The sequence below is a fragment of the Bradyrhizobium sp. AUGA SZCCT0105 genome (assembly GCF_018129565.1).
Lineage (GTDB): Bacteria > Pseudomonadota > Alphaproteobacteria > Rhizobiales > Xanthobacteraceae > Bradyrhizobium.
The window spans coordinates 1191334-1217893 of record NZ_JAFCMK010000002.1 but is presented as its reverse complement, the minus strand read 5'-3'; the positions used below and the strand labels follow the sequence as shown (position 1 = coordinate 1217893).

The following is a 26560-nucleotide window of genomic DNA, read 5'->3' as shown; positions in this document are numbered from 1 at the left end:
CAACATGAATGCAGCGGCCGCGTCACCTGGCGCGGCCGCTGAACGACGATTGATGGCTATGACCCCGAGCCAGATCGAGAAAATCTTCCGCGACGAGGCGGGCCGGGCGCTCGCAACGTTGATCCGTCTCGTCGGCGATTTCGATCTGGCCGAGGATTCCCTGCAGGATGCCTTCGCGGTGGCGCTGCAGCGCTGGCCGATCGGCGAATTCCCCGCCAATCCGCGCGCCTGGCTGGTCAATGTCGGCCGCAACAAGGCGATCGACCGCGTCCGCCGCGCGGTTTCGTTCCGCGGCAAGCAGCAGCAATTGACGCATCACTTGTTGCTGGATGCGGAGGCGTCGCCGGAGCCGGCCGATGCGACGCTCGACGACGACATGCTGAGGCTGATCTTCACCTGCTGCCATCCGTCCTTTGCCGCCGAGGTGCAGGTTGCGCTGACCTTGCGCACGGTGTGCGGCCTGACCACGGCGCAGGTCGCGCGCGCCTTCCTGGTGAGCGAGGACGCGATGGCGCAGCGGCTGTTGCGCGCCAAGCAGAAGATCAAGCTCGCCGGCATTCCCTATGAGGTGCCGGAGCGCGAGGCCCTGGAGCCGCGCCTTGAGGGCGTGCTTGCCGTGATATATCTCGTCTTCACCGAGGGCTATGCCGCGACTGCCGGCGAGGATCTGATGCGGCCCGACCTCGCGCGCGAGGCGATCCGGCTGGCGCGGCTGCTCGATCGGTTGATTCCGGCGCGCGGCGAGATCAAGGGCCTGCTTGCGCTGATGCTGCTGCACGACGCGCGCCGCGCCGGCCGTCAGACCGCAGGCGGCGACATCGTTCTGCTCGAGGAGCAGAACCGTTCGTTGTGGGATTTTCAGCAGATCGCCGAAGGCGTGAGATTGGTCGAGGAGGCGCTGCAGATGCCGGGCCGGCCGCAATCCTACGCGGTGCAGGCTGCGATCGCCGCGCTGCATGCGCGGGCTCCCAGCTATGAGGATACCGACTGGCTGCAGATCGCCGGTCTCTATGAGGTGCTGCTTCGCATCAGCCCGTCACCGGTGATCGAACTCAATCATGCCGCTGCGGTGTCGATGGTCGACGGCCCGGCGCGCGCGCTCGATCTGATCGACGCGCTGGACGCGCGCGGCAGCCTGAAGGGATACGACCAGCTGCCTGCGGTGCGCGCCGATCTGCTGCGCCGCCTCGGCCGCAAGGACGAGGCGCGGCAGGCCTATCTTGCCGCCACCGCGGCGACGCAGCTCGAGCCGCTGCGACGGCTCTACGCACGCCGGATCGCCGAGATGGGCTGACATCGCCTCATCTCGTGTGTGGTCCGTGAAGGCGCGCCGTTCACGTCAACGGTCGTCAGCGCGCCGCGCGGCGTTGAACGCTTAGTACCCTGTCTTGGCCTTGGCGCCGGTCGATTGCCCGGTCGTCGTTCCACTTGACATGCCGGTCGTGGTGCCGGGCGCCATCATCTTCTTCTGCGCATGATGGACCTTGTGGGTCTTGTGATGGGTCGACATGGACTTGTCCTGGGTCGACATCGCACCTGCGGCTACTGGAGCTGCGATGAGGCCGATGGCGACAGCTCCGCTGATGAGTGCTTTGAACATGGACGAATCTCCACTCAGACCGCCCCAAATAAGAAGACGGGACACGGAAAAAAGTTCCAGTTTGCGCGCGAGGATTTGGCCGGAAGCGTCATTGCGGGCGAAGGCGGAAGCAATCCATCGCGCCGCACGCCGAAACGTGGATTGCTTCCGCCTTCGCCGAGGCTCCGGCGGACAAGTCGTCGCGGAGCCTGTCATCGGGCGCGCATTTCGCGCGACCCGTTGGCGCCTCGCAATGACGATGGAAAGACCGAGCCTACCTCGCCGCATCCGGCGGCAGGCTCTCGAGCAGCGCGTGCAGCGTCGCCATGGTGGAGCGGTCGGCGATCCCGTCGACGCGCTCGGGGCGGAAGTGACGCTGGAAGGCGGTGACGACCTCCATGGTCGGGCCGTCGAACTTGCCGTTGGTCGGGATGTTGTAGCCGTAACGCCGGAACGCGGCCTGCATGTTGGAGACGCTGTCGCTGATCGCACCGAGCTGCAGCGCGTCGCCGCGCACGATCGGCGCCGGCTGCACCCAATGCCCGACGCCGGAATTGGCCAGCGAGTGCCAGGGGAATTTCTCGCCAGGATCCTTCTTGCGCCCCGGCGCGACGTCGGAATGGCCGAGCACGCGATGCGAGACCACCTTGCGGCGAAGCATGATGCCGCGGCACAGCGCGATGACGGCTGCGATCTGCCGCAGCGGGAAGTCGGGATAGCCCCAATCGTGGCCTCGATTGATGATCTCGACGCCGATCGAGCAGGAATTGATGTCGTCCTCGCCGGCCCAGGCGGAGACGCCGGCGTGCCAGGCGCGCTTGCTCTCCGGCACGCATTGCACGATGCGGCCGTCCTCGAGCACGATGTAATGCGCCGAGACCTCGGTGCCGGCCGTGCAGAGCTGGGTGATCGCGCCCTCGACGTCGGGCATGCCGGTGTAGTGCAGCACGATCATGTCGGGCTGCCGGTTGTTGGCGCGGTCGCCGAAATTCACCGACGGGATCACGTCGGAGGCGATCGAGGAATCCGGCGTGAACGTCTCCACGTCGGCCACGCCCTTCGGAACAGGAAGGACGCGCTGACGCTTCGAATCAGCGTTGCCGGACGAGGACGAACCAGAAGCCATACGAATCACTCAAAACCCGAACCAGGAGAAAGCATTTTGACATATGGATAAACAAATAGGCGTTTACTATTCCTTTACCGTGAGGGCCGCCGCAATCGGCCTGCCGGTTCCAGGGTCCGCTCCATGAGCCGCGCAACGATGCCGGAGCGAGGGCCGAGAATATCACTCGAATGCGGATCAAAGTCGTGCGATTCCGCTAACCGATCATCAACGTTTTCTTAACGTTAAGTGCCGTTACTGAGAGGTGAAGTGCCGAACCGGTTTCGGGGGACGGCCAAGGTCCGCTGTTGCGCGAAATCCCATGGAAACCCTCCCAATTCCGGTCGGATATCAGGATTTGCGGCCGAGGACGGGAGTTGGCGCTGGGATCACGCAGCGGCCTTTTTGCCGGAACAACCAGCGCGAGGATTCGAGACGCAATGAGTCGGCGCGCAGCCAGCTTGCATGCCAGCAACGCGGCCCTCTCCGGGGGCGGCGCATGAGCGAACGTGCTCCCCGTCACATTTCCGTGCTGGGCCGCGAGGCGGTCGCCTATCTCGATCTGCGCGCCGGCGGCATCTATGTCGACGCGACCTTCGGGGCCGGCGGCTACAGCCGCATGATTCTCGATGTCGCCGATACGCGCGTCATCGGCATCGACCGTGACCGCACCGCGATTACAGGCGGCTTCGATCTGGTCGACGGCGCGGTCGGCCGCCTGACGCTGGTCGAGGACCGCTTCTCTGATCTCGCCCAGGTCTGCGCATCGCAGGGGGTGGATCAGGTCGACGGCGTCGTGATGGATGTCGGCGTCTCCTCGATGCAACTCGACCAGGCTGAGCGGGGCTTCTCGTTCCGCTTGGGCGGTCCTCTCGACATGCGGATGGCACAAAGCGGCCCGACCGCGGCCGATGTGGTCGCAATCGCCTCCGAGAAGCAACTTGCCGACATCATCTATATCTTCGGCGAGGAGCGCCATGCGCGCGGTGTCGCCCGCGCCATCGTTGCCGCGCGCAAGGACGCGCCGATCACAACGACCGAGGCGCTCGCCGACATCGTCGGGAAAGTCGTGCGCGCCAAGCCGAACGAGATTCATCCGGCGACGCGGACCTTTCAGGCGCTGCGTATCTTCGTCAATGAAGAGCTCGATGAGCTCTACCTAGCGCTCGCTGCGGCCGAGCGGGTGCTGAAGCCGGGCGGGCGGCTTGCCGTGGTCTCGTTCCATTCGCTGGAAGACCGCATCGTCAAGAATTTCCTGACCGAGCGCGGCAAGGTTTCCGGCGGCTCGCGGCATCGGCCCGAAGTGGCGCAATCCGCGCCGAGCTTTCATATCCTGACCAAGCGGCCGGTGACGCCCGGCGAGGCGGAGATATCGGCCAATCCGCGCGCCCGATCGGCCAAGCTGCGCGCGGCCGAGCGCACTGCGGCGCCGGCGCATGCGGACGACGACCTGCCGTCATGGCCGCGTCTATCAGACCTGAAGCGGGGAGGCTGACGATGCGCCTCCTCCATCTCCTCGTCATCGGCATGCTGATCTTCGCGGCATCCTATGTCTACCGCATCAAGATGGAATCGACCGCGCGCGTCGAACGCGTGCTGCAGCTCAATGCCGAGATCCGCGAACAGCGCAACGCGATCGCCGCCTTGCGCGCGCAGTGGGCCAAGCTCGACGCGCCGCTGCGACTGCAGGGGCTTGCCGAACGGCATCTGCCGCTGAAACCGGTCAACGCCAACCAGTACGATTCCCTGAAGAACCTGCCGGAGCGGCCGCCGAGCTTCACGCGGCCGGGTTCGCGCGATCCGATCGGCGCGATGATCGACACCATCGAGGCCGCCGCCGCGCCCGACAGCACGACCGGATCGATCGACAAGCCGGCGACCGACCAGCCGGCCGCCGACCAGCCTGCGCCCGCAGAAGATTCCGAGCAGGGCGGGGGAGATCAGCAATGACGGGACCTGCCATGACCGATCCGGCACCCGCCAGCAAGCCGGCCGCAAAATCCGCTGAACCCTGGCGCACGCGGCTGATCCGCACGCTGCTGTACGGCAGCAATGTCGACCGCGCCGCGAAGGCGCGCGCGCGCGTCGGTCTTGCGATCCTCGCCTTTGCCGCGGTCTATTGCGTGCTGGCCGGACGGCTGGTGCTGTTCGCCGTCGGCGCCGACAGCCATGGCGCGCGGCGCACCGCCTCGCAGGACGCGATCGCAACTGCGCGGCCCGACATCACCGACCGCAACGGCGAAATTCTCGCCACCGACGTCAAGGCGCCGAGCCTGTTCGCCGAGCCGCGCCGCCTCATCGACAAGGACGAGGCGATCGAGCTTCTGACCGCGGCCTTGCCCGATCTCGACACCAGCGAGGTGCGCGACCGCCTGTCGTCGCGCAAGGGCTTCGTCTGGCTGAAGCGCGAGATCACGCCGAAGCAGCAGCTCGACATCCACCGCCTCGGCCTTCCCGGCGTCGGCTTCCTGCGCGAGAACAAGCGCGTCTATCCGACCGGCAACGAGGTCGCCCACCTGATCGGCCTCGTCAATATCGACAACCAGGGTATCGCCGGCATGGAGAAGTGGCTGGACAACAACGGTCTGGCGGATCTGCATCGCGCGGGCTTCGCCACCGACCGGCTGCAGAAGCCGGTTGAATTGTCGGTCGACCTGCGCGTCGAGCACGCGCTGCGCGACGAACTGATCAAGGCGAAGGAGAAGTTCAAGGCCAAGGCCGCCTCCGGCCTCGTCTCCAACGTGCGCACCGGCGAGATCGTGGCGATGGTGTCGCTGCCAGATTTCGATCCGAACAATCCGAAGGAGGCGCACGACCCCGATCGCATCAACCGCCTGACCACCGGCGTCTACGAGATGGGCTCGACCTTCAAGGCGTTCACGCTGGCGATGGCGCTGGATAGCGGCCGGTTCGATCTCAACTCGATGTGGGATGCGCGCGGCCCGCTTCATTACGGCAAGTTCGCGATTCATGACGATCACAACATGGGCCGCATGATCAACATGAAGGAGGTGTTCTACTATTCCTCCAACATCGGCGCCGGACGCATTGCGCTGGCGATGGGCGTGGACGCGCACAAGGCCTTCCTGCGCAAGATGGGCCAGCTCGAGCGGCTGCGCACCGAATTGCCGGAGAGCGCCTCGCCGATCGTGCCGAAGAAGTGGGGCGAACTGAACACCGTCACGATCTCGTTCGGTCACGGCATCGCGGTGGCGCCGCTGCAGGCGGTGATGGGCATCGACGCGCTGGTCAATGGCGGCTATCTGATTCCGCCGACCTTCCTGAAACGCACCGAGCAGGAGGCGATGGCGCTGGCCAAGCGCGTCATCAAGCCCGAGACCTCGGACAAGATGCGCTATCTGATGCGGCTCAACGCCGAGATCGGCACCGCGAAGAAGGCCGACGTCAAGGGCTACTATATCGGCGGCAAGACCGGCACTGCGGAGAAGGTGATCAACGGCCGCTACGCCAAGAAGCGCGTGCTGAACGCCTTCACCGCGATCCTGCCCGCCGACAATCCGAAATACCAGCTGCTGATCATGCTCGACGAGCCGCAGCCCCTGAAGGAGACCTATGGTTTCATCACCTCGGGCTGGAATGCGGTGCCGACCGGCGGCAATGTGATCGCCCGAATTGCGCCGCTTTTAGGCGTTGAACCGCGCTTCGATCTGCCGCCGTCCGACCGCCTTATTCTTGCGGCATCCAGAACAACCCAGTAAGGCGTATAATCACGCGGCGCCAGAACGGCGCCGGCCAGACTGGAAGATCATGAGACTTCGCGACCTCTTCAGCGCCGATGCCACGATCGATCCAAGTGCCGACGCGATCGTTGTCGGAGGGCTTGCGGTCGACAGCCGTGCGGTGAAGCCGGGCGACCTGTTCTTCGCGCTGACCGGTAGCAGGACCGATGGCGCGCGCTTCGTCGATGCGGCGATTGCTGCGGGCGCGGTCGCGGTCGCCAGCGACCATCTGCCGCAAGGTCACGGACGCGTTCCGTTTGTCATCACGCCCAATCCGCGCCGCGCGCTGGCGCTCGCCGCCGCGAAATTCTATCCGCGTCAGCCCGCGACGATCGCGGCGGTGACCGGCACCAGCGGCAAGACCTCGGTCGCGGCGTTCACGCGCCAGATCTGGCAGCGGCTCGGTCACTCCTCCGCGAGCATCGGCACCATCGGTCTGGTCTCGGACAAGCGCACCGTCTACGGCTCGCTGACCACGCCCGATCCGATCGCGCTGCATCGCCAGCTCGACGAGATCGCGCGCGATGGCGTCACGCATCTCGCCTTCGAGGCCTCCTCGCACGGCCTCGACCAGTATCGGCTCGACGGCGTGCGCATTGCAGCCGGCGGCTTCACCAATCTGTCGCGCGACCACATGGATTATCATCCCGATGTCGCGCATTACCTGAACGCAAAGCTCCGGCTGTTCCGCGATCTCGTCGCCGACGGTGGCACTGCGGTGATCTCCGCCGATCACGACTGCTCGCGAGGGGTGATCGATGCGGCGCGGACGCGCGGCCTGCGCATCATCACGGTCGGCCGCAACGCTGACACGGGCGAGGGCATCAGGCTCACCGATGCCGCGATCGAAGGCTTTGCCCAGCAGCTCGCGATCGAGCACCGCGGCCGCAAGCACGCGATCCGGCTGCCGCTGGTCGGCGAATTCCAGATCGAGAATGCGCTGGTCGCGGCGGGCCTTGCGATCGGCACCGGCAGCGCCGCCGATGACGTGTTCGGCACGCTCGAACATCTCGAAGGCGCCAAGGGTCGGCTCGAATTCGTCGGCGAGCGTAATGGCGCGCCGATCTTCGTCGACTACGCCCACAAGCCCGATGCGCTCGCCAAGGCGCTGCAGGCACTGCGGCCCTATGCGAAGCGCAGGCTGGTCGTGATCTTCGGCGCCGGCGGCGACCGCGACGCCGGCAAGCGTCCGATCATGGGCGCGATCGCCGCCGAGAATGCCGATCAGATCATTGTCACCGACGACAATCCACGCAGCGAGAAGCCCGAGGCGATCCGCGCCGCGATCATGGCGACCGCGAAGGGCGCGCGCGAGATCGGCGACCGCGCCGCCGCGATCCGCGCCGGGATCGCCGGCCTCGAGCCGGGCGACGCACTGGTCGTGGCCGGCAAGGGCCATGAGGTCGGGCAGATCGTCGGCAACACGACGCTGCCGTTCAGTGATCATGAAGCGGTCGCGAGTGCATTGGCCGAGGAGGGCGCATGAGCACGATGTTGTGGACCTCGGATGCGATGGCGACGGCGATGCGCGCTGCCACGCAAGGCACGCTGCCAGACGGGGTGACCGGTCTTTCGATCGACAGCCGCACCATCGCGCCGGGTGACGCGTATTTCGCGATCAAGGGCGACGTCCATGACGGCCATGCCTTCGTCGAGACCGCGCTAAAGGCCGGCGCCGGGCTCGCCGTGGTCGAGACCGCGCAGCGCGACAAATTTCCCGCCGACGCACCGCTGCTGGTGGTCGACGATGTGCTCGCCGGCCTCGTCGAGGTCGCGCATGCCTCGCGGGCGCGGCTCAAGGCGCAGATCATCGCGGTGACCGGTTCGGTCGGCAAGACCTCGACCAAGGAGGCACTGCGCCGCGTGCTGTCGGCGCAGGGCGAGACCCATGCCTCGGTCGCATCGTTCAACAACCACTGGGGCGTGCCGCTGTCGCTGGCGCGCTGCCCGGCGAGCGCGCGTTTTGCGGTGTTCGAGATCGGCATGAACCATGCCGGCGAGATCACGCCGCTGGTCAAGATGGTGCGGCCGCATGTCGCCATCATCACCACGATCGAGCCGGTGCATCTGGAGTTCTTCGCCGGCATCGAGGCGATCGCCGACGCCAAGGCGGAGATCTTCGCAGGGCTGGAGCCCAAAGGCGCGGTGGTGCTCAACCGCGACAACGGGCAATTCGCGCGGCTGCAGAAGCAGGCGAAGAAGGCCGGCATCTCGCGCATCGTCTCGTTCGGCGCCGACAAGCGCGCCGAGGCGCGGCTGATCGACCTCTCGCTGCACGCGACCTGCTCGGCGGTGCATGCCGATATTCTGGACCATGACATCACCTACAAGATCGGCATGCCCGGCCGCCACATGGCGATGAACTCGCTCGCGGTGCTCGCGGGCGCCTCGCTGCTCGGTGCCGATATCGCGCGCGCGGCGCTGTCGCTGTCGCAGCTCGAGGCGCCGACCGGCCGCGGTCTTCGCCGCACGCTCGAGGTCGGCCATGGCGAGGCGACGCTGATCGACGAGAGCTACAACGCCAACCCGGCCTCGATGGGCGCCGCGCTCAATGTGCTCGGACAGGCCCCGACCGGGCCGCATGGCCGCCGCATCGCCGTGCTCGGCGACATGCTCGAGCTCGGGCCGACCGGGCCCGAATTGCACCGCGGCCTCAACGAAGCCGTGACCGCCAACCGCATCGACCTCGTATATTGTTGTGGTCCGCTGATGCGGAATCTGTGGGATGCCCTTTCCACCGGCAAGCGGGGAGGCTATGCCGAGAGTTCGGCGGCGCTCGAAGCGCAGGCGGTCGCCGCGGTCCGTGCCGGTGATGTGATCATGGTGAAGGGCTCGCTGGGATCGAAGATGAAGCTCATTGTCAGCGCGCTGGAAAAACGCTTCCCCGACAAGGCCGCGCACGAAGAAGCGGTATAGGACTTTTTGAATGTTCTACTGGTTGATCGAACTGTCCAACACCGTTCCGGGGTTTGGGGCATTCCGCAGCGCTCTGAACGTGTTCCGCTACATCACCTTCCGCACCGGCGGCGCGATGGTGACCGGCGCACTGTTCGTGTTCCTGTTCGGGCCCTGGATCATCGATCACTTAAGGCTGCGGCAGGGCAAGGGCCAGCCGATCCGCACCGATGGTCCGCAGTCGCATTTGATCTCCAAGAAGGGCACGCCCACCATGGGCGGGCTGATGATCCTGTCCGGGCTCGTGGTGTCGACGCTGCTCTGGGCCAATCCGCTCAATCCCTATGTCTGGATCGTGCTGGCGGTGACGCTCGGCTTCGGCTTCGTCGGTTTCTATGACGATTATCTGAAGGTCACAAAGCAGTCGCACAGCGGCTTCGCCGGCAGGCTGCGGCTGCTGATCGAGGCGGCAATCGGGCTCGCCGCCACCTACGCGCTGGTCCGGCTCGGGCGCGACGTGTCGTCGACCTCGCTCGTGATTCCGTTCTTCAAGGACCTCGTGATCAATTTCGGCTGGTTCTTCGTGATCTTCGGTGCCTTCGTGATGGTCGGCGCCGGCAATGCGGTGAATCTCACCGACGGCCTTGACGGCCTTGCCATCGTGCCGGTCATGATCGCGGCTGCGAGCTTCGGCATGATCTCGTATCTGACCGGCAACGCGGTGTTCTCGGATTACCTGCAGATCAATTACGTCGCCGGCACCGGCGAACTGGCGGTGCTATGCGGCGCGGTGTTGGGCGCGGGCCTCGGCTTCCTCTGGTTCAACGCGCCGCCGGCCTCGATCTTCATGGGTGACACCGGCTCGCTCGCGCTCGGCGGCATGTTGGGCGCCACCGCGGTCGCGGTGAAGCACGAGATCGTGCTCGCAGTGATCGGCGGCCTATTCGTGCTGGAGGCGGTTTCGGTCATCGTACAGGTCACCTCGTTCAAGCTCACGGGAAAACGCGTGTTCCGGATGGCGCCGCTGCACCATCATTTCGAGCAGAAGGGCTGGACCGAGCCGCAGATCGTGATCCGGTTCTGGATCATCTCGGTGATGCTGGCGCTCGCCGGCCTCTCGACGTTGAAGTTGCGCTGATGATGTCGAATCACAACCACCGTCGTTCCGGGGCTCGCGTAGCGAGAACCCGGAACCTCGAGATTCCGGGTTCGTGCTTCGCACGCCCCGGAATGACAGGGAGACAATCATGATCCCCGTCACCTCCTTCTCGGGCAAGACGGTCGCGGTGTTCGGGCTCGGCGGCTCCGGGCTTGCGAGCTGCCACGCGCTGAAGGCCGGTGGCGCGGAGGTGATCGCGGCCGACGACAGTGCCGATAACGTCGCCAAGGCGGCGCAGGCCGGTTTTACCACCGCTGATCTGCGCACCGTCTCGTGGGCGAATTTTGCCGCGCTGATCCTGACCCCCGGCGCGCCGCTGACCCATCCGGCGCCGCACTGGAGCGTGCTGAAGGCGCGCGAGGCCGGCGTCGAGGTGATCGGCGACGTCGAACTGTTCTGCCGCGAGCGGCGCCGCCACGCGCCGAACGCGCCGTTCGTCGCCATCACCGGCACCAACGGCAAGTCGACCACGACCGCGCTGATCGCGCATCTGATGAAGGTGGCAGGTTACGACACCCAGATGGGCGGCAATATCGGCACCGCGATCCTGTCGCTGGAGCCGCCGCGGATGGGCCGCGTCCATGTCATCGAGATGTCGTCCTACCAGATCGACCTCGCGCCGTCGCTCGATCCCTCGGTCGGCATCCTGATCAACATCAGCGAGGACCACATCGATCGCCACGGCACGCTGGCGCATTACGCTGCGGTCAAGGAGCGGCTGGTTGCCGGGGTGCAGGAGGGCGGCACCGCGATCGTCGGCGTCGACGACGGCTGGTGCCGCGACATCGCCGACCGGCTCGATCGCGCCGGCAAGCGCGTGGTGCGCATCTCCGTGAAGAACCCGCTGCCCGACGGTCTTTATGTGGAGCACGAGACCATCGTGCGCGCCTCCGGCGCGGCGCGCAGCGAGGTCGCGCGGTTAGGGGGCATCGGTTCGCTGCGCGGCCTGCACAATGCGCAGAACGCAGCCTGCGCCTCGGCCTGTGCGCTGGCGATGGGGATTGCGACCGATGTGTTGCAGAACGCCCTGCGCAGCTTCCCGGGCTTGGCGCATCGCATGGAGCAGGTCGGCCGCCGCGGCAATGTGCTGTTCGTCAACGACTCCAAGGGCACCAACGCGGATGCCGCCGCGCACGCACTGTCGTCGTTCGCCGACATCTACTGGATCGCCGGCGGCAAGCCGAAGGCCGGTGGCATCACGGGCCTGACCGGCTATTTCCCGCGCATCCGCAAGGCCTATCTGATCGGCGAGGCGGCGGCCGAATTCTCCGGCACGCTCGGTGACCGAGTCGCGCATGAGATGTCCGGCACGCTCGACGTCGCGATCGCCAGCGCCGCGCGCGATGCCGAGGCGTCGGGGCTAGCAGAGGCCGTCGTGCTGCTGTCGCCGGCGTGTGCGTCGTTCGACCAGTACCGCAATTTCGAAATCCGCGGCACCGCCTTCCGCGACATCGTCCAGGCGATGCCGGGCGTGAAGCCGGTGGTGTAGGCACAATCTCGCCGTCATTCCCCGGTGCGCAATTGCGAACCTGAGGGCGCATCGCTGCGCGATGCCCAGGAAGAAAGAGGGCGGAACGAGACCTCAAGCTTGGGCGCTTCATGTCGCGAGAATACGAACTTGTGCCTCACGTACGACACAACACACTCGGTGTCGTCCTGGCGAAGGCCAGGACCCAGTACCCCGAATCTCAATTGTTGCGCCACGCTGGGGCCGCGATCACGTTCACAATCAAAAGCGGTGTTTATGGGTCCTGGCTTTCGCCAGGACGACGGTTGTGTGTGAGGCTCTGCATGCCCGGATGACGACACCGAACGTGTCGCGAGCCCCCAAACACCTCCCTCAAAAGTTACCCAACCCGTTAACCCCTTGGAAACCATCCTGCGCCACGAATGAACGTTATCTCTGCCATCTGGGGACGCCCATGCTCGCCCGTGACCAACGCACCCCGTTCTCGGATTGGTGGTGGACCGTCGACAAGCTGCTGCTTGTGGCGATCGCCGCGTTGATGCTGGCCGGCGTCATCCTGTCGCTGGCGGCGAGCCCGCCGGTTGCGACCCGGATCGGGCTCGATCCGTTCCACTTCTTCAATCGCCACGTCATGTTCCTGGTGCCGTCGCTGATCGTGCTGATCGGGGTGTCGTTCATGACTCCGCGGCAGATCCGGCGCACCGCGCTGGTCGTGTTCGCGGTGTCGATCGTGCTGATCGTGCTGACGCTGCTGATCGGGCCCGAGGTCAAGGGCTCACGGCGCTGGATCACGCTGCTCGGCGTCAACATCCAGGCCTCCGAAGCCGCAAAACCCGCCTTCGTCATCGTCGCGGCCTGGCTGTTTGCGGAATCGACCAAGCGGCCGGAGATGCCGGCGACCTCGATGGCGCTGGTCCTCCTGTTGACGCTGGTCACGCTGCTGGTGATGGAGCCCGACTTCGGCCAGACCATGCTGATCCTCACGGTGTGGGGCGCGCTGTTCTTCATCGCGGGCATGCGGATGATCTGGGTGTTCGGGCTCGCCGGTGCGGCCGGCGCCGGCCTGTTCGGCGCCTATCTCCTGGTGCCGCACGTTGCGGGCCGCATCAAGCGCTTCATGAATCCGGCCTCCGGCGACACCTTCCAGGTCGACACCGCGATGGAAGCGTTCTGGAACGGCGGCTGGTTCGGGCTCGGGCCGGGCGAGGGCATCGCCAAACGCAGCCTGCCGGACAGCCACACCGACTTCGTATTCGCGGTCGCGGCGGAAGAATTCGGCATCATCCTCTGCCTGATGCTGGTCGCGCTGTTCGGCTTCATCGTGATCCGAACGCTGACCCGCGCCTATGCCACCGAGGACATGTTCTCGCGCTTCGCCGCGTCGGGGCTTGCGATCCTGTTCGGCGTGCAGGCGACCATCAACATGGCGGTTAATCTGCAACTGATCCCGGCCAAGGGCATGACGCTGCCGTTCATCTCCTATGGCGGCTCCTCGTTCGTCTCGCTCGCCTATGGCGTCGGCATGATGCTGGCGCTGACGCGGCAGCGGCCGCGTACCGAGATCGAATCGATGGAAGGCGCCAGCGCCCGGCGCGCCTACGCATGAGGCTTCCCATCGTCATTGCGGGGAGCGCCATGGATTGCTTCCGCCTTCGCCAAGGCTTCGGCGGACAAGTCGCTTCGCTCGCAATGACGGTATAAATTGTTGCCATGGCTGAGTCCCCCCTGATTCTGCTGGCGGCCGGTGGCACCGGCGGCCATCTGTTCCCGGCCGAAGCACTCGCCGTGGAACTGATCAGGCGCGGCCTGCGGGTACGGCTGGCGACCGACGGCCGCGCGCTGCGCTACTCCGGCCTGTTCGGCAGGGAGAGCATCGAGCTCGTGCCGAGCGCGACCGTGCGCAGCCGCAATCCGATCTCGCTGGCGCGGACGGTGCTGATGCTCGGCTACGGCACGCTGGTCGCCGCCAATGTGGTGCGCCGGCTGAAGCCGTCGGCCGTCGTCGGCTTCGGCGGTTACCCGACCTTGCCACCGCTGATCGCGGCGCGGATGCTCGGCGTTCCCGGCATCATCCATGATGCCAACGCGGTGCTCGGCCGCGCCAACCGTTTCCTCTCCGGCCGCGTCAATGCGATCGCGACCTCGCTGCCCGGCGTGCTCGACCGCGATCCCGCGCTCGCCGGCAAGGCCACCACCGTCGGCACGCCGATGCGGCCGGCGATCCTCGCCGCCGCCGCGGTGAAATACACCCCGCCCGAGGTGAACGGGCCGCTGCGCCTGCTGGTCGTCGGCGGCAGCCAGGGCGCGCGGGTGATGAGCGACATCGTGCCGCCGGCGATCGAGAAGCTCGCGCCCGCGCTGTGGAGCCGGCTGATCATCACCCAGCAGGTGCGCGAAGAGGACATGGCGCGGGTGCGCGCGGTCTATGACCGGCTCAAGATCGATGCCGAGCTCGCGCCGTTCTTCGCTGACCTGCCGGCACGGCTGGCCTCGAGCCAGCTCGTGATCTCGCGTTCCGGTGCCGGTACCGTCGCCGAGCTCGCCGCGATCGGCCGGCCCTCGATCCTGGTGCCGCTGCCGGGCGCGATCGATCAAGACCAGTTCGCCAATGCCGGCGTGCTGTCGCAGGCGAACGGCGCGCTGCGCATCACGCAGGGCGACTTCACGCCGGAACGGCTCGCCGCCGAGATCTCGGCCTTCGCCGCCGAGCCCGAGCGACTGACTGTGATGGCGGACGCTGCGCGCAGTGTCGGCCGGCTCGATGCCGCCGAGCGGCTGGCCGATCTGGTCGCGAAAGTGGCCGGGATTTGATGCGCCAATCCGGCAGGACGTCGGGGGAGACTAGATCATGACGGGTCTTTTGATCCACTCCGTCTCGGAATTCTCGGACCTGATCCTCGAAGCGCTGCGCCTTTCGGATGCGCAAGACATCGTCGAGATCGGTGCGGAGTATGGCGGCATGTCGGCGCTGCTCGCCAATCACTGCCGGGCCCGCGGCGGCCAGTTCACCAGCGTCGATCCGGCGCCGAAGCGCGAATTCCTCGATTGGGTGAGCGCCAATCCGGATGTGCGTCACGTCGCGAAGACCAGCCTCGATGCGTTCGGCGAACTTGATGCCGCCGACGCCTGGATCGTCGACGGCGACCACAATTGGTACACCGTGTATCACGAGCTCCGGCAGATCGAGGCGATCAGCCGCCGTGCCGGCAAGCCCGTACTGGTCTTCCTCCACGATGTCGGCTGGCCCTGCGGGCGCCGCGACATGTATTACGCGCCAAGCCAGATTCCCGCCGAGTTTCGTCACCCGCACAGTTTCAACGCCGGTGCCACGCTGGATCGCCCGCTGCTGGTCGAGGGGCGTGGATTTCGCGGCGCCGGCTTCGCCGCATTCGCGAACGCCGCCGGCGGTGCGCGCAATGGCGTGATGACCGCGATCGATGACTTCCTGGCTGAAGAGCTGGCGCAGCGCAGGGAGTTCGGCTTCGCCGAGATCCCCGCCGTGTTCGGCCTCGGCGTGCTGTTCGACATGAACGCTGCCTGGAGTGCACAGCTCGCCGAGCTCGTGCTGCCCTATCACCAGAACAAGCTGCTGCGCGCGCTCGAGACCAACCGCCTGCGCAATTATCTTCGCGTCATCGAGATGCAGGATGAGTTCGCCGTGCGGCCGGGAGCGGCGTAGCCGCCGGGGCCGAGATGGAGATGTCTGTGACGTCAGATCACCAGCACCGGCCGGTAGCTGACAACAGCGACATTTCCGCGGCTGCGGGGTGGAAAAAGCCCTTGTCACGCATGGGAAAAGCGGGGCATCCAGTACTCAGTGCGACCATTGTGAGGCGCGCACGGACGATGATATCAGGAACCGGATCATGAGACTGCCGCGCGAGATCGGACCCATTCACTTCGTCGGGATCGGCGGCATCGGCATGAGCGGCATCGCCGAGGTGCTGATCAATCTCGGCTATACCGTGCAGGGCTCCGACGCGTCGGACAATTACAACCTCGACCGGCTGCGCAAGAAGGGCGCCAAGATCTCGGTCGGCCACACCGCCGAGAATGTCGATGGCGCCGATGTCGTCGTGGTCTCGACTGCGATCAAGCGCGACAATCTCGAGCTGATGGCGGCGCGCGCGCGGCGCATTCCGGTGGTGCGGCGCGCCGAGATGCTAGCGGAATTGATGCGGCTGAAGAGCTGCGTCGCGATCGCCGGCACCCATGGCAAGACCACCACGACCACGATGGTGGCGACCTTGCTCGACGCCGGCGGGCTCGATCCGACCGTGATCAATGGCGGCATCATCAATGCCTATGGCTCCAATGCGCGGCTCGGGGGAGGCGACTGGATGGTGGTCGAGGCCGACGAGAGCGACGGCACGTTCCTGAAGCTGCCGTCCGATGTCGTCATCGTCACCAATATCGATCCCGAGCATCTCGATCACTTCAAGACCTTCGAGGCGATCCAGGACGCGTTCCGCAATTTCGTCGAGAACGTTCCGTTCTATGGCTTTGCCGTGATGTGCACCGATCATCCGGTGGTGCAGGCCCTCGTCGGCAAGATCGAGGACCGCCGCATCGTCACCTACGGCCAGAATCCGCAGGCCGATGCGCAGCTCCTGGATCTGACGCCGATGGGCGGCGGCTCGAAATTCAAGGTCGCGATCCGCGATCGCAAGTCGGGCGCGACGCACGAGATCGCTGACATCATGCTGCCGATGCCGGGGCGCCACAACGCGTCGAACGCGACGGCGGCGATCGCGGTCGCGCATCAGCTCGGCGTGTCCGATGACGTGATCCGCCAGGCCATGGCGGGCTTCGGTGGCGTCAAGCGGCGTTTCACCAAGACCGGCGAGACGAACGGCATCACCGTGATCGACGACTACGGTCATCATCCGGTCGAGATCGCGGCCGTGCTGAAGGCGGCGCGGGAATCCACCAACGGCAAGATCGTCGCCGTGGTGCAGCCGCATCGCTACACCCGCCTGCAATCCTTGTTCGAGGAATTCTGCACCTGCTTCAACGATGCCGATGCGGTCGTGGTCGCGGAGGTCTATCCGGCCGGCGAAGCACCGATCGCAGGCATCGACCGCGACCATTTCGCCGCCGGCCTGCGCGCCCACGGCCATCGCAACGTCGTCCCGCTGCCGAACGCCGGCGAGCTCGCGAAGATTGTTCACGGCCTCGCCAAGTCCGGCGACCTCGTCGTCTGCCTCGGCGCCGGCAACATCACGCAATGGGCCTACGCACTGCCCGACGAATTGAAGGCGCTGGGGTGATGGAGGCCTCGTATCTCACCACGTCATGGCCGGGCTTGTCCCGGCCATCCACGTCTTCACCGCACTATCGTGTCGTACAGGTCGTCCCAGTTCGGATTCGCTGCGATGATTGCGCGAACCTTCCAAGCGCGTGGCCAATGCTTGATGGTGTGTTCACGCTGGATAGCGGCGCGGATGTCGTCGAATTGCTCGAAGTAAACCAGCCGCTTCAAGCCGTAGCGCTTGGTGAATCCATCGACGAATCCAGAACGATGCTCGAATATCCGGCGGACGAGATCGCTCGTTACGCCGACATAGAGCACGCCGTTCGGTCGGTTGGTCAGAAAATAGACGTATCCCCCTGCCATGTGGAGATACTGCAAGACGTGGATGGCCGGGACAAGCCCGGCCATGACGGACGGAGAGGTCACGCATGACCTTCCCCGACATCACGCCCGACCTGAAAACCGCGATGCCGGAGCTGCGCGGGCGGCTGCTGGCGAACCAGTCGCTGGCGGAGCTGACCTGGTTTCGTGTCGGCGGTCCGGCGCAGGTGCTGTTCACGCCAGCGGATGAGGATGATCTGGCTTATTTCCTGAAGCGGCTGCCGCAGGAGTTGCCGGTCTATGTCGTCGGCGTCGGCTCCAATCTGATCGTGCGCGACGGCGGCATGCCCGGTGTCGTGATCCGACTGGCGCCGCGCACCTTTGGCGAAACCAGTGCAGCCGGCGATGTCGTCACCGCCGGCGCCGCGGCGCTCGACAAGCGCGTCGCCGAGACGGCGGCTGCTGCAAACATCGGCGGCATGGAATTCTTCTTCGGTATTCCCGGCACGGTCGGCGGCGCGCTGCGCATGAATGCCGGCGCCAATGGCGGCGAGACCAAGGATGTGCTGATCGAGGCCACCGGCGTTGGCCGCGACGGTACGAAGCATACGTTCGGCAATGCCGACATGAAGTTCGTCTATCGCAACTCTGGCGTCGATCCGTCCATCGTGTTCACCTCGGCGCGCTTCCGCGGCAGGATCACCGATACTGAGGCGATCCGCACCCGCATGAACGAGGTGCAGGCCCATCGCGAGACCGCGCAGCCGATCCGCGAGAAGACCGGCGGCTCGACCTTCAAGAATCCGCCCGGCAACAGCGCCTGGAAGCTGATCGACGCCGCCGGTTGCCGCGGCCTCAAGGTCGGCGGCGCACAGGTGTCGGAGATGCACTGCAATTTCCTGATCAACACCGGCAATGCCACCGGGCATGACATCGAGACCCTCGGCGAGACGGTGCGCGAGCGGGTCAAGCAGACCAGCGGAATTGAGCTGCACTGGGAAATCAAGCGGATCGGGAAAAGCTGATGCAGGTGACCATTCTGTTCGGCGGCACCAACAAGGAGCGGCTGGTCTCGGTGGCGAGCGCGCAGGCGCTGCACCGCGCGCTGCCCGACGCGGAGCTCTGGTTCTGGGACGTCGACGACACCGTGCACGCGGTGACGTCCGAACAGCTGCTCGGCCACACGCGGCCCTTCGAGGTCGACTTCAAGCCCGATGGTCGCGGCATCGCGCTCGACCGGGCACTCGACAAAGCCAGTGCCGAGCAGCGCGTGCTGGTGCTCGGCCTGCACGGTGGCCGCGCCGAGAACGGCGAATTGCAGGCAATGTGCGAGATGCGCGGCGTCGCGTTCACCGGCTCCGGCTCGGCGTCGTCGCATTTGGCGTTCGATAAGCCATCGGCGAAGCGCTTCGCCGCGATCGCAGGCCTCAACGCGCCACAGGGCATATCGGTCGCACAGCTCGATGAGGCGTTCGCCCAGCACGGCAGGCTGATCGCAAAGCCCGCCAAGGACGGATCGAGCTACGGGCTGATCTTCGTCAACGCACAGCAGGACCTTGTCGCGGTCCGCAATGCCGCCAAGCACGAAGACTATCTGATCGAGCCGTTCGTGTCGGGCGTCGAGGCGACCTGCGGCGTGCTCGAGCAATCCGACGGCACGGTGTTCGCGCTGCCGCCGATCGAGATCGTGCCGGCGGAGGGGGGCTTCGACTACACAGCCAAATACCTTCTGAAGTCGACCCAGGAGATCTGCCCCGGCCGTTTCGCGCCCGAGGTCAGCGCCGCGATCATGGACCATGCGCTGCGGGCGCACCGCGCATTGTCCTGCACCGGCTATTCGCGCAGCGATTTCATCGTGTCGGCCAATGGCCCGGTCTACCTCGAGACCAACACGCTGCCCGGCCTCACCGCGGCATCACTTTACCCTAAGGCCTTGAAAGCACAGGGCATCGCCTTTGCCGACTTCCTGCGTGACCAGATCGAGCTCGGCCGCCGCCGCGCCAGGAGTTAAGGCCAACCGGGCGGGAACCCGCCCGACTCGGCCGGATGGAACCCGGACGCTGTTGCTAAAATGCTAACGGGTTCGCGGCAAAGTATTCAGAGCGTTGATCAAAATACACTCCAGGCTGAACTCCTTTACCATTTGTTTACCAGGAAGCCCGAAGGTTAACGCTGGCGGCGCATGTAGCGCTTGGCTGCCGGGGCGTGAGCTGTCGCGGATTACCGCTTCGAGGATCGCAACCAGGGAACAGGGGGCCTCTCTAATCCCACCGGTCTAGCCGAGACGTGATTTGTGCCGGGACCCCGCAGGGTTTGCGGGCGCAACATGTGACGAGCTCGTGCAATGGATGGTGCAGGACGCCTCACCCGATCGCTGCGATCGCTGGGGCCTCAAGCTGACCTGAAAGCAGCCGCTATTGGAGCGGCAATGCTGATGCGCGAGTATGTCGGCGCCCATCTCGCGCGTCGCCGCCGGCGTCCCGCCAGGCCGCCGCAGATGATCGATCGCGAGCCGCCGAACCGCTACATCCTGATGGTCGAACGCTATCTGCCGCGCCGCATCGGCTTGGTCGCGACGCTCGCGATCCTGTTCGGCAGCCTGGGCTTCGGCATCGTCCGGGGCGGCCATCTCGAGGAGTTCACCACGGCGCTGAGCGACACCCGCAATGCGCTGGCCAATTCCGCGGGCTTCCGCATCACCACCGTCGGCATCAACGGCCGCAAGCAGCTGAGCCAGGATGAGGTGCTTGCGATCGGCGGCGTCAACGGCCGCTCCTCGCTGCTATTCCTCGACGCCGACACCGTGCGCGCCAAGCTGAAGGCCAATCCCTGGATCGCCGACGCCACGATCCTCAAGCTCTATCCGGGCCGGCTGCAGATCGACATCGTCGAGCGCACCGCCTTCGCGCTGTGGCAGCAGAACGGCCGCCTGTCGGTGATCGCCTCCGACGGCGCGGTGCTCGAGCCCTACGTGTCGCGCCGCTTCCTCAATCTGCCGCTGGTGGTGGGCAAGGGCGCGGACACCCGCGCCCAGGACTTCCTGGCGCTGCTCGACCGTTATCCGCAGGTGCGCTCGGTGACCAAGGCTGCGATCTTCGTCGGCGAGCGGCGCTGGAACCTGCGCCTCAAGGACGGCCTCGACGTCCGCCTGCCGGAGAACGACGTCGGCAACGCGCTGGCCGCGCTCTCCAGGCTCGACAAGGACGAGAAGCTGTTCTCGCGCGACATCGTCGCCGTCGACATGCGCCTGCCCGATCGGCTGATCGTGCAATTGTCCGAGGAAGCCGGCAAGGCGCGCGACGAGCTGTTCAAGGACAAGAAGTCCAAGAAGAAGGCCGGTGATTCCGCATGACCGGCCTCGATCGCAATTTGACCCCGAAGACCCGCCCGATGCAGAAGCGCACCGCGATGGTGGCTTCGCTCGACGTCGGCTCCAGCAAGATCGCCTGCATGATCGCGCGGCTCAGGCCGTCGCCGCCGAACGAGGCGTTGCGCGGCCGCACCCATGCGGTCGAATTGATCGGCTACAGCCAGATCCAGTCGCGCGGCGTCAAGGCCGGCTCCGTCGTCGATCTCGCCGAATGCGAGAAGGCGGTGCGCCATGCCGTGGCGCTGGCCGAGCGCATGGCCAAGGTCCGTGTCGAATCCGTCCTGCTGTCGGTTTCCGGCGGCAGGCTGCATGGCCAACTGGTTGAAGCCGCGGCCGATATCCACGGCGGCTCGGTGACCGCGGACGATATCAGCCGCGTCACTTCGGCCGGCATGCGCCACGCCGCCGGCGCCGGCCGCACCGTCCTGCACGCGCTGCCGGTCGGCTACGCGCTCGACGGCGTCAAGGGCATCCGCGATCCCAGGGGCATGGTGGCGCGCCAGTTCGGCGTCGACATGAACGTGGTGACGTCCGACGCGACGGTCGCCAAGAACCTGATGCTGGTGGTCGAGCGCTGCCATCTCAACGTCGAAGCCATGGCGTCGAGCCCCTATGTCGCGGGCCTGTCGGTCCTGACCGATGACGAGGCCGATCTCGGCGCTGCCGTCGTCGAGATGGGCGCGGGCTCGACGACGATCGCGACCTATTCCGGCGGCCGCCTCGTGCACGCATCCGGATTTGCGCTCGGCGGGCAACACATCACGATGGATCTTGCGCGCGGCATCGGCGCGTGCATTGCGGATGCCGAGCGAATCAAGACTTTATACGGCACGGTGCTGACCGGCGGTTCGGACTCGCGCGAGCTGATGTCCGTTCCCACTGCAGGCGATGATCGGGAGACTCCGCAAATCGTGTCCCGCGCCACGATCGCCAACATTGTCCGGCATCGCGCCGAGGAGATTTTCGAAATGGTCCGTGACCGGCTCGCGGATTCTCCCTTTGCGGCAGAGCCGAGGGCGCGCGTCGTGCTGAGCGGCGGCGCGTCGCAGCTCACCGGCACCGTCGAGCTCGCCACCCGTATCCTGAACCGTCAGGTCCGCATCGGCCGCCCGCTCGGCTTCGGCCGGTTGCCGAACGAGGCGAAGGGCGCCTCGTTCTCGGTGCCGACGGGCCTCCTGGTCTATCCGCAATACGCACATCTTGAACATGTCGAACCGCGGCGTACGCGGCAGCTCAGGACAGGGACAGACGGTTACTTCGGAAGGGTCGGACGATGGCTTCGCGAGGGCTTCTGATGACCACACCCCGGCTCATTGCATTTTCACCAGCTCCTGCGGCCAGCGGCCGGGACGAACCAACGCGCGCATAATCGAGAGAGGCAACCATGGCACTCAATCTGACACCCCCTGACATCAGCGAGCTGAAACCGCGGATCACCGTCTTCGGCGTCGGCGGCGCGGGTGGTAATGCCGTCAACAACATGATCACCGCCGGGTTGCAGGGCGTCGACTTCGTCGTCGCCAACACCGACGCGCAGGCGCTGACCATGTCGAAGGCGCAGCGCATCATCCAGATGGGCACCCAGGTCACCCAGGGCCTCGGCGCCGGATCGCAGCCCGATGTCGGTGCTGCGGCCGCGCAGGAGGTGATGGACGAGCTGCGCGATCACCTGACCGGCGCCAACATGGTGTTCGTCACCGCCGGCATGGGCGGCGGCACCGGCACCGGGGCTGCGCCCGTGATCGCCAAGGCTGCCCGCGAGATGGGAATCCTCACCGTCGGCGTGGTGACGAAGCCGTTCCACTTCGAGGGTCAGCGCCGCATGCGCACCGCCGAGCACGGTATCTCCGAGCTCCACAAGGTGGTCGACACGCTGCTGATCATCCCGAACCAGAACCTGTTCCGGGTCGCCAACGAGAAGACCACCTTCGCCGACGCGTTCGCGATGGCCGACCAGGTGCTGTACTCGGGCGTCGCCTGCATCACCGACCTGATGGTCAAGGAAGGCCTGATCAACCTCGACTTCGCCGACGTCCGCGCCGTGATGCGGGAAATGGGCAAGGCGATGATGGGCACCGGCGAGGCCACCGGCGAGAAGCGCGCGCTGACCGCCGCCGAAGCTGCGATCGCCAACCCACTGATCGACGATAGCTCGATGAAGGGCGCCCGCGGCCTGCTGATCTCGATCACGGGCGGTAAGGACCTCACTTTGTTCGAGGTCGACGAAGCCGCAACCCGCATCCGCGAAGAAGTCGATGCCGACGCCAACATCATCGTCGGCGCCACCTTCGACGAATCGCTCGACGGCGTCATTCGCGTCTCGGTGGTCGCAACCGGTATCGAGCAGGCCGCGATCGCTTCCCGTGCCCAGGCTCCCGCGCAGCAGCCGGGCGGCTCGCCCGAGAGCCGGCTGGCCGATCTGACCGCTCGCCTGCGTGCCGACAATCAGCGCATGGCCGAGCGCGCCCAGAAGCTGGAACCGCCGACCGGCGTGACGGTTGCTCCGATTGCAGCTGCCGCCGCAGCCCAGCAGCGTCCGGCCGTCGAGCGCGCCGCGCTCGCGGCAATCGCTGCCGCGGTTGCCCCGGACAGCGCACCGGCTCAGGCGCCGATGCAGCCGGGGTCGTACGGTGACGTCACCGTGCGCCCGATCGCCCAGAAGCCGACGTTGTTCCCGGACCACGAGGCGGCCCGCGCCGAGCAGCACGAGCCGATGCCGCCCGAGACCTTCATCCCGCAGGCGGCGGAGCGGTCGCCGGTCCGTGCCCCGCGGATGCCGAAGTTCGAGGATCTGCCGATGCCGGCGCAGGCCGAGATCCGCCAGGCCAGCGGTGACGGCGAGGCGGAGCACCCGCAGAAGACCCGGCTGTCGCTGCTGCAGCGGCTGGCCAATGTCGGCCTCGGCCGCCGCGACGAAGAGACCGAGCCGCCGATCGCGGCCCGTGCCTCGGGTCCTGCGATGCCGACGATGCCACCGCTGCCCGACCGCAAGCCGGCCCGCAGCGTCGCCCAGCAGATCTCGGCGAACGAATCGCCGGTATCGGAATATGCGAAGCGCCCGGCACCGCAGGGATTGGACGCCCATGGCCGCCAGGCGCCTGTTGCCCCGGCGCCACAGGGTGACGACCATCTTGATATCCCGGCCTTCCTGCGCCGGCAGGCAAACTGAAGTTTGTTACAACCTTGGCGACGAAGAAGGCCTCGGCGGGGAACCGCCGGGGCCTTCTCCTTTTGGCGGGAAGGCAGTTGCATCGGGTAAACAAGCAACTGATTTTAAATGATTAATTATTATTTCGGTGGTCAGATGGCCACTCGCCGAGGGCCGTTTTCGCTGCCGCAATTGGGTTAACCTTGGGCGCGAATGCGGCGGAGATGGGGTAACAATCCGTAAAGAAGCGTGAGTTGGCGCGCTTTAGGGCTGTGACTATGGTCTGCCGGGACTTGGGGAGCTCATGCGAGTCGGCCTTGGGGAAGTTTGGCCACTTGAAGTGAGCAAAGTCGGGTAGTGGGCATTATCGAATGAAGTTCAGCCGTCAGACAACGCTTCGGTCGCAAGCCACCGTGACTGGCGTAGGCGTTCATTCCGGTCTTCCTGTCAGTCTCACGCTGGGACCTGCACCCGTTGATGCGGGTTTTATTTTTGTCCGCACCGGTCTCGACGGTGCCGACCGCGAAGTTACCGCCACCGCCGACGCTGTGATCGCAACCGAATTCGCGACGGTGCTGGGTGACCGCGAAGGGCCGCTGGTTTCGACCGCGGAGCATGTTCTCGCCGCGCTGCGCGGCATGGGCGTCGACAACGCCACGATCGAAGTCGACGCTGCAGAAGTTCCGATCATGGACGGCAGCGCTGCGGCGTTTGTCGCGGCCATCGATCAGGCCGGCATTGTGACCCAGCCCGGCGTCCGCCGCTTCATTCAGGTGCTGAAGCCGGTGCAGGTCAAGATCGGCGATGCGATGGGCGAGCTGCGTCCGTTCGCCGGCGGGTTCCGCGCCGAAGTCGAAATCAATTTCGCCAACAAGGTGATCGGTCACCAGACCTACTCCTTCGATCTGTCGCCGGAAGGCTTCCGCCGCGAAGTCGCGCGGGCCCGTACGTTCGGCTGCATGAATGACGTGGCGCGGCTGTGGGGCGCCGGCTTCGCGCTCGGCGCCTCCTTCGACAACACCGTGGTGTTTGACGAGGCCCGCCTGCTCAACGCCGAGGGCCTGCGCTACGCCGACGAGTGCGCCCGCCACAAGGTGCTCGACGTGATCGGCGATCTGGCGCTGGCCGGCCTGCCGCTGCTCGGCAGCTACCGTTCGGTCCGCGGCGGGCACAAGCTCAACAACGCAGTGCTGAAGGCGCTGCTCGCCGACCGCAGCGCCTGGCGCGTGGTCGAATCGGAGACCGCCCGGCGGCCGGTCCGCGGCCATGTCGAAGCCGGTGCAAGCACGGTGGGCGGCCTGGTCGCCCCGGCCTACGGTCCGGACGTGTCCTGATCGCCCAAGTCCTGATCGCCCAAGTCCTGATCGCCTGGCCGGTCAGCCCAATTTCCGTAATAACCACAGCAGGCTGTGAGCGTCGCCGGGTCGCCTTATTCCCGGCGGATTGGCTCCCTATTCGGTTGGTCGACGGTCATTTTTCGGTTAAACAGGCCCGCGGTTGCCTTGATCCGGCGCCAACGGCACGAGAGATATTGCATCCGTGATCGCGGTTCATGGGTGGAGTGGGGTCGCCGTTAACCGCATCAAAGGCGTCAGGTTTTACAATCCATGTCGGCAATGCGTATGGCGCTCGAACAACGCAATTCTTCTGACGTCTCCGGCCTGACCAAGGCCGCGCGCACGCTGCGTTTCGCGGCGGGCCTGATCGTGCTCGCACTGCCGCTGAGCGGCTGCGGCACCGGCGCGCTGTGGGACAAGTTCATGGCCAAGGACGACACGTTCGTCGATGAGCCCGCGGACAAGCTCTACAATGAGGGCTTGTACATGATGAACGAGAAGAAGGACCTGAAGGCCGCTTCGAAGAAGTTCGAGGAAGTCGACCGTCAGCATCCCTATTCGGACTGGGCGCGCAAGTCGCTCCTGATGTCGGCCTATTCGTACTATCAGGCGGGCGACTACGACAGCTGCATCGGCTCCGCCACCCGCTACGTGACGCTGCATCCCGGCAGCCCGGACGCGTCCTACGCGCAATACCTGATCGCGGCATCGCATTTCGACCAGATACCGGACATCTCGCGCGACCAGAGCCGCACCGAGAAGGCGATCGCGGCGCTCGAAGAAGTGGTGCGCAAATATCCGACCTCGGAATACGCCACCCAGGCCAAGGCCAAGATCCAGGCTGCGCGCGACCAGCTCGCCGGCAAGGAAATGGCGGTCGGGCGCTATTACATCGAGAAGCGCGACTTCACCGCCGCGATCAACCGCTTCAAGACCGTGGTCACCCAGTACCAGACCACCCGCCACGTCGAAGAGGCGCTCTACCGGCTGACCGAGGCCTATATGGCGATCGGCATCGCCGGCGAGGCGCAGACCGCCGCCGCGGTGCTCGGCCACAATTTTCCGGACAGCCGCTGGTACAAGGACGCATATAATCTAGTAAAGTCGGGCGGTCTCGAGCCGAGCGAGAATCAGGGATCCTGGATCAGCAGGACCTTCAAGAAGATAGGTCTCGGCTAGGAATT

The 26560-nt window shown here is 65.9% G+C and carries 22 protein-coding genes and 1 pseudogene; 20 read left to right on the top strand and 3 right to left on the bottom strand.

Translation table 11 applies throughout. The features are described from left to right. Positions 1-58: 58 nt before the first annotated feature. Complete coding sequence (locus tag JQ573_RS14830) at positions 59-1294, top strand: RNA polymerase sigma factor (protein ID WP_212310793.1); 1236 nt, start codon at positions 59-61, stop codon at positions 1292-1294. Positions 1295-1375: 81 nt separating this feature from the next. Here JQ573_RS14830 and JQ573_RS14825 read toward each other — a convergent pair whose 3' ends face one another. Further along, positions 1376-1600: a hypothetical protein gene (locus JQ573_RS14825; RefSeq protein ID WP_092115929.1), complete on the bottom strand. Its 225-nt coding sequence runs from the start codon at positions 1598-1600 to the stop codon at positions 1376-1378. A gap of 253 nt (positions 1601-1853) precedes the next feature. Next, complete coding sequence (locus tag JQ573_RS14820) at positions 1854-2705, bottom strand: N-acetylmuramoyl-L-alanine amidase (protein ID WP_212310555.1); 852 nt, start codon at positions 2703-2705, stop codon at positions 1854-1856. Positions 2706-3183: 478 nt separating this feature from the next. Between JQ573_RS14820 and rsmH the strand changes: the two genes are divergently transcribed. From rsmH to murC, 11 genes are all read left to right on the top strand, one after another. Beyond that, on the top strand, positions 3184-4179 hold the full coding sequence (rsmH, locus tag JQ573_RS14815; RefSeq protein WP_212310554.1) for a 16S rRNA (cytosine(1402)-N(4))-methyltransferase RsmH: 996 nt from the start codon (positions 3184-3186) through the stop codon (positions 4177-4179). A 2-nt stretch (positions 4180-4181) separates the two neighbouring features. After that, positions 4182-4634, top strand: a complete 453-nt coding sequence (locus JQ573_RS14810; RefSeq protein ID WP_212310553.1) for a hypothetical protein — start codon at positions 4182-4184, stop codon at positions 4632-4634. Beyond that, on the top strand, positions 4631-6403 hold the full coding sequence (locus JQ573_RS14805) for a peptidoglycan D,D-transpeptidase FtsI family protein (protein ID WP_409334628.1): 1773 nt from the start codon (positions 4631-4633) through the stop codon (positions 6401-6403). Before JQ573_RS14810 ends, JQ573_RS14805 begins: the two co-directional genes overlap by 4 nt. A 49-nt stretch (positions 6404-6452) precedes the next feature. Further along, positions 6453-7910 carry a UDP-N-acetylmuramoyl-L-alanyl-D-glutamate--2,6-diaminopimelate ligase gene (locus tag JQ573_RS14800; RefSeq protein WP_212310552.1) on the top strand — a complete coding sequence of 486 codons (1458 nt, stop codon included), beginning with the start codon at positions 6453-6455 and terminating at the stop codon, positions 7908-7910. Beyond that, a complete protein-coding gene (locus JQ573_RS14795) occupies positions 7907-9340 on the top strand; it encodes a UDP-N-acetylmuramoylalanyl-D-glutamyl-2,6-diaminopimelate--D-alanyl-D-alanine ligase (RefSeq protein WP_212310551.1) in 1434 nt (477 codons plus the stop codon). Before JQ573_RS14800 ends, JQ573_RS14795 begins: the two co-directional genes overlap by 4 nt. A gap of 10 nt (positions 9341-9350) precedes the next feature. Then, positions 9351-10457: a phospho-N-acetylmuramoyl-pentapeptide-transferase gene (gene mraY / locus JQ573_RS14790; RefSeq protein ID WP_097674583.1), complete on the top strand. Its 1107-nt coding sequence runs from the start codon at positions 9351-9353 to the stop codon at positions 10455-10457. 109 nt (positions 10458-10566) lie between these two features. Next, complete coding sequence (gene murD, locus JQ573_RS14785; RefSeq protein ID WP_212310550.1) at positions 10567-11967, top strand: UDP-N-acetylmuramoyl-L-alanine--D-glutamate ligase; 1401 nt, start codon at positions 10567-10569, stop codon at positions 11965-11967. Between the two features lie 433 nt (positions 11968-12400). Then, the gene (gene ftsW / locus JQ573_RS14780) at positions 12401-13552 is read left to right on the top strand and encodes a putative lipid II flippase FtsW (RefSeq protein ID WP_212310549.1); all 1152 of its coding nucleotides are present in this window, start codon (positions 12401-12403) and stop codon (positions 13550-13552) included. 104 nt (positions 13553-13656) lie between these two features. After that, complete coding sequence (gene murG, locus JQ573_RS14775; RefSeq protein ID WP_212310548.1) at positions 13657-14757, top strand: undecaprenyldiphospho-muramoylpentapeptide beta-N-acetylglucosaminyltransferase; 1101 nt, start codon at positions 13657-13659, stop codon at positions 14755-14757. A gap of 37 nt (positions 14758-14794) precedes the next feature. Further along, positions 14795-15625, top strand: a complete 831-nt coding sequence (locus JQ573_RS14770) for a class I SAM-dependent methyltransferase (protein WP_212310547.1) — start codon at positions 14795-14797, stop codon at positions 15623-15625. Positions 15626-15812: 187 nt separating this feature from the next. Beyond that, positions 15813-17216 carry a UDP-N-acetylmuramate--L-alanine ligase gene (gene murC, locus JQ573_RS14765; RefSeq protein WP_212310546.1) on the top strand — a complete coding sequence of 468 codons (1404 nt, stop codon included), beginning with the start codon at positions 15813-15815 and terminating at the stop codon, positions 17214-17216. A 56-nt stretch (positions 17217-17272) separates the two neighbouring features. Here murC and JQ573_RS14760 read toward each other — a convergent pair whose 3' ends face one another. Beyond that, positions 17273-17608, bottom strand: a complete 336-nt coding sequence (locus JQ573_RS14760; RefSeq protein WP_212310545.1) for a GIY-YIG nuclease family protein — start codon at positions 17606-17608, stop codon at positions 17273-17275. A 20-nt stretch (positions 17609-17628) separates the two neighbouring features. Between JQ573_RS14760 and murB the strand changes: the two genes are divergently transcribed. The 8 genes and pseudogenes from murB (at position 17629) to JQ573_RS14725 (ending at position 26555) form a co-directional block, all read left to right on the top strand. After that, entirely contained in the window at positions 17629-18546 is a 918-nt protein-coding gene (gene murB, locus JQ573_RS14755; protein ID WP_212310544.1) for a UDP-N-acetylmuramate dehydrogenase, read from the top strand. Beyond that, positions 18546-19532 (top strand): D-alanine--D-alanine ligase, encoded by a 987-nt coding sequence (locus JQ573_RS14750; protein WP_212310543.1) that lies wholly within the window; start codon positions 18546-18548, stop codon positions 19530-19532. The genes murB and JQ573_RS14750 overlap by 1 nt, the downstream gene beginning before the upstream one ends. 125 nt (positions 19533-19657) lie before the next feature. Beyond that, a pseudogene (locus JQ573_RS40185) lies at positions 19658-19926 on the top strand (hypothetical protein); the annotation flags it as partial. Then, the gene (locus JQ573_RS14745) at positions 19866-20873 is read left to right on the top strand and encodes a cell division protein FtsQ/DivIB (RefSeq protein ID WP_212310542.1); all 1008 of its coding nucleotides are present in this window, start codon (positions 19866-19868) and stop codon (positions 20871-20873) included. The pseudogene JQ573_RS40185 and the gene JQ573_RS14745, both read left to right, overlap by 61 nt. Then, a complete protein-coding gene (gene ftsA, locus JQ573_RS14740; RefSeq protein WP_212310541.1) occupies positions 20870-22186 on the top strand; it encodes a cell division protein FtsA in 1317 nt (438 codons plus the stop codon). The genes JQ573_RS14745 and ftsA overlap by 4 nt, the downstream gene beginning before the upstream one ends. Before the next feature lie 89 nt (positions 22187-22275). Next, the gene (gene ftsZ, locus JQ573_RS14735; protein WP_212310540.1) at positions 22276-24060 is read left to right on the top strand and encodes a cell division protein FtsZ; all 1785 of its coding nucleotides are present in this window, start codon (positions 22276-22278) and stop codon (positions 24058-24060) included. Positions 24061-24410: 350 nt separating this feature from the next. Beyond that, positions 24411-25373, top strand: a complete 963-nt coding sequence (gene lpxC / locus JQ573_RS14730; RefSeq protein WP_212310539.1) for a UDP-3-O-acyl-N-acetylglucosamine deacetylase — start codon at positions 24411-24413, stop codon at positions 25371-25373. Positions 25374-25646: 273 nt separating this feature from the next. Then, positions 25647-26555 (top strand): outer membrane protein assembly factor BamD, encoded by a 909-nt coding sequence (locus JQ573_RS14725; protein ID WP_409334627.1) that lies wholly within the window; start codon positions 25647-25649, stop codon positions 26553-26555. Positions 26556-26560 lie beyond the last annotated feature (5 nt).

What these genes read in the sequence shown, in the direction of transcription:
- lpxC (WP_212310539.1), top strand. Translation starts at nt 24,411, where the DNA reads ATGAAGTTCAGCCGTCAGACAACGCTTCGGTCGCAAGCCACCGTGACT.
- murC (WP_212310546.1), top strand. Translation starts at nt 15,813, where the DNA reads ATGAGACTGCCGCGCGAGATCGGACCCATTCACTTCGTCGGGATCGGC.
- JQ573_RS14770 (WP_212310547.1), top strand. Translation starts at nt 14,795, where the DNA reads ATGACGGGTCTTTTGATCCACTCCGTCTCGGAATTCTCGGACCTGATC.
- murB (WP_212310544.1), top strand. Translation starts at nt 17,629, where the DNA reads ATGACCTTCCCCGACATCACGCCCGACCTGAAAACCGCGATGCCGGAG.
- JQ573_RS14795 (WP_212310551.1), top strand. Translation starts at nt 7,907, where the DNA reads ATGAGCACGATGTTGTGGACCTCGGATGCGATGGCGACGGCGATGCGC.
- JQ573_RS14810 (WP_212310553.1), top strand. Translation starts at nt 4,182, where the DNA reads ATGCGCCTCCTCCATCTCCTCGTCATCGGCATGCTGATCTTCGCGGCA.
- mraY (WP_097674583.1), top strand. Translation starts at nt 9,351, where the DNA reads ATGTTCTACTGGTTGATCGAACTGTCCAACACCGTTCCGGGGTTTGGG.
- murD (WP_212310550.1), top strand. Translation starts at nt 10,567, where the DNA reads ATGATCCCCGTCACCTCCTTCTCGGGCAAGACGGTCGCGGTGTTCGGG.
- JQ573_RS14805 (WP_409334628.1), top strand. Translation starts at nt 4,631, where the DNA reads ATGACGGGACCTGCCATGACCGATCCGGCACCCGCCAGCAAGCCGGCC.
- JQ573_RS14725 (WP_409334627.1), top strand. Translation starts at nt 25,647, where the DNA reads ATGTCGGCAATGCGTATGGCGCTCGAACAACGCAATTCTTCTGACGTC.
- ftsZ (WP_212310540.1), top strand. Translation starts at nt 22,276, where the DNA reads ATGGCACTCAATCTGACACCCCCTGACATCAGCGAGCTGAAACCGCGG.
- JQ573_RS14800 (WP_212310552.1), top strand. Translation starts at nt 6,453, where the DNA reads ATGAGACTTCGCGACCTCTTCAGCGCCGATGCCACGATCGATCCAAGT.
- murG (WP_212310548.1), top strand. Translation starts at nt 13,657, where the DNA reads ATGGCTGAGTCCCCCCTGATTCTGCTGGCGGCCGGTGGCACCGGCGGC.
- ftsW (WP_212310549.1), top strand. Translation starts at nt 12,401, where the DNA reads ATGCTCGCCCGTGACCAACGCACCCCGTTCTCGGATTGGTGGTGGACC.
- JQ573_RS14820 (WP_212310555.1), bottom strand. Translation starts at nt 2,705, where the DNA reads ATGGCTTCTGGTTCGTCCTCGTCCGGCAACGCTGATTCGAAGCGTCAG.
- JQ573_RS14750 (WP_212310543.1), top strand. Translation starts at nt 18,546, where the DNA reads ATGCAGGTGACCATTCTGTTCGGCGGCACCAACAAGGAGCGGCTGGTC.
- rsmH (WP_212310554.1), top strand. Translation starts at nt 3,184, where the DNA reads ATGAGCGAACGTGCTCCCCGTCACATTTCCGTGCTGGGCCGCGAGGCG.
- JQ573_RS14830 (WP_212310793.1), top strand. Translation starts at nt 59, where the DNA reads ATGACCCCGAGCCAGATCGAGAAAATCTTCCGCGACGAGGCGGGCCGG.
- JQ573_RS14825 (WP_092115929.1), bottom strand. Translation starts at nt 1,600, where the DNA reads ATGTTCAAAGCACTCATCAGCGGAGCTGTCGCCATCGGCCTCATCGCA.
- JQ573_RS14745 (WP_212310542.1), top strand. Translation starts at nt 19,866, where the DNA reads ATGGATGGTGCAGGACGCCTCACCCGATCGCTGCGATCGCTGGGGCCT.
- JQ573_RS14760 (WP_212310545.1), bottom strand. Translation starts at nt 17,608, where the DNA reads ATGGCCGGGCTTGTCCCGGCCATCCACGTCTTGCAGTATCTCCACATG.
- ftsA (WP_212310541.1), top strand. Translation starts at nt 20,870, where the DNA reads ATGACCGGCCTCGATCGCAATTTGACCCCGAAGACCCGCCCGATGCAG.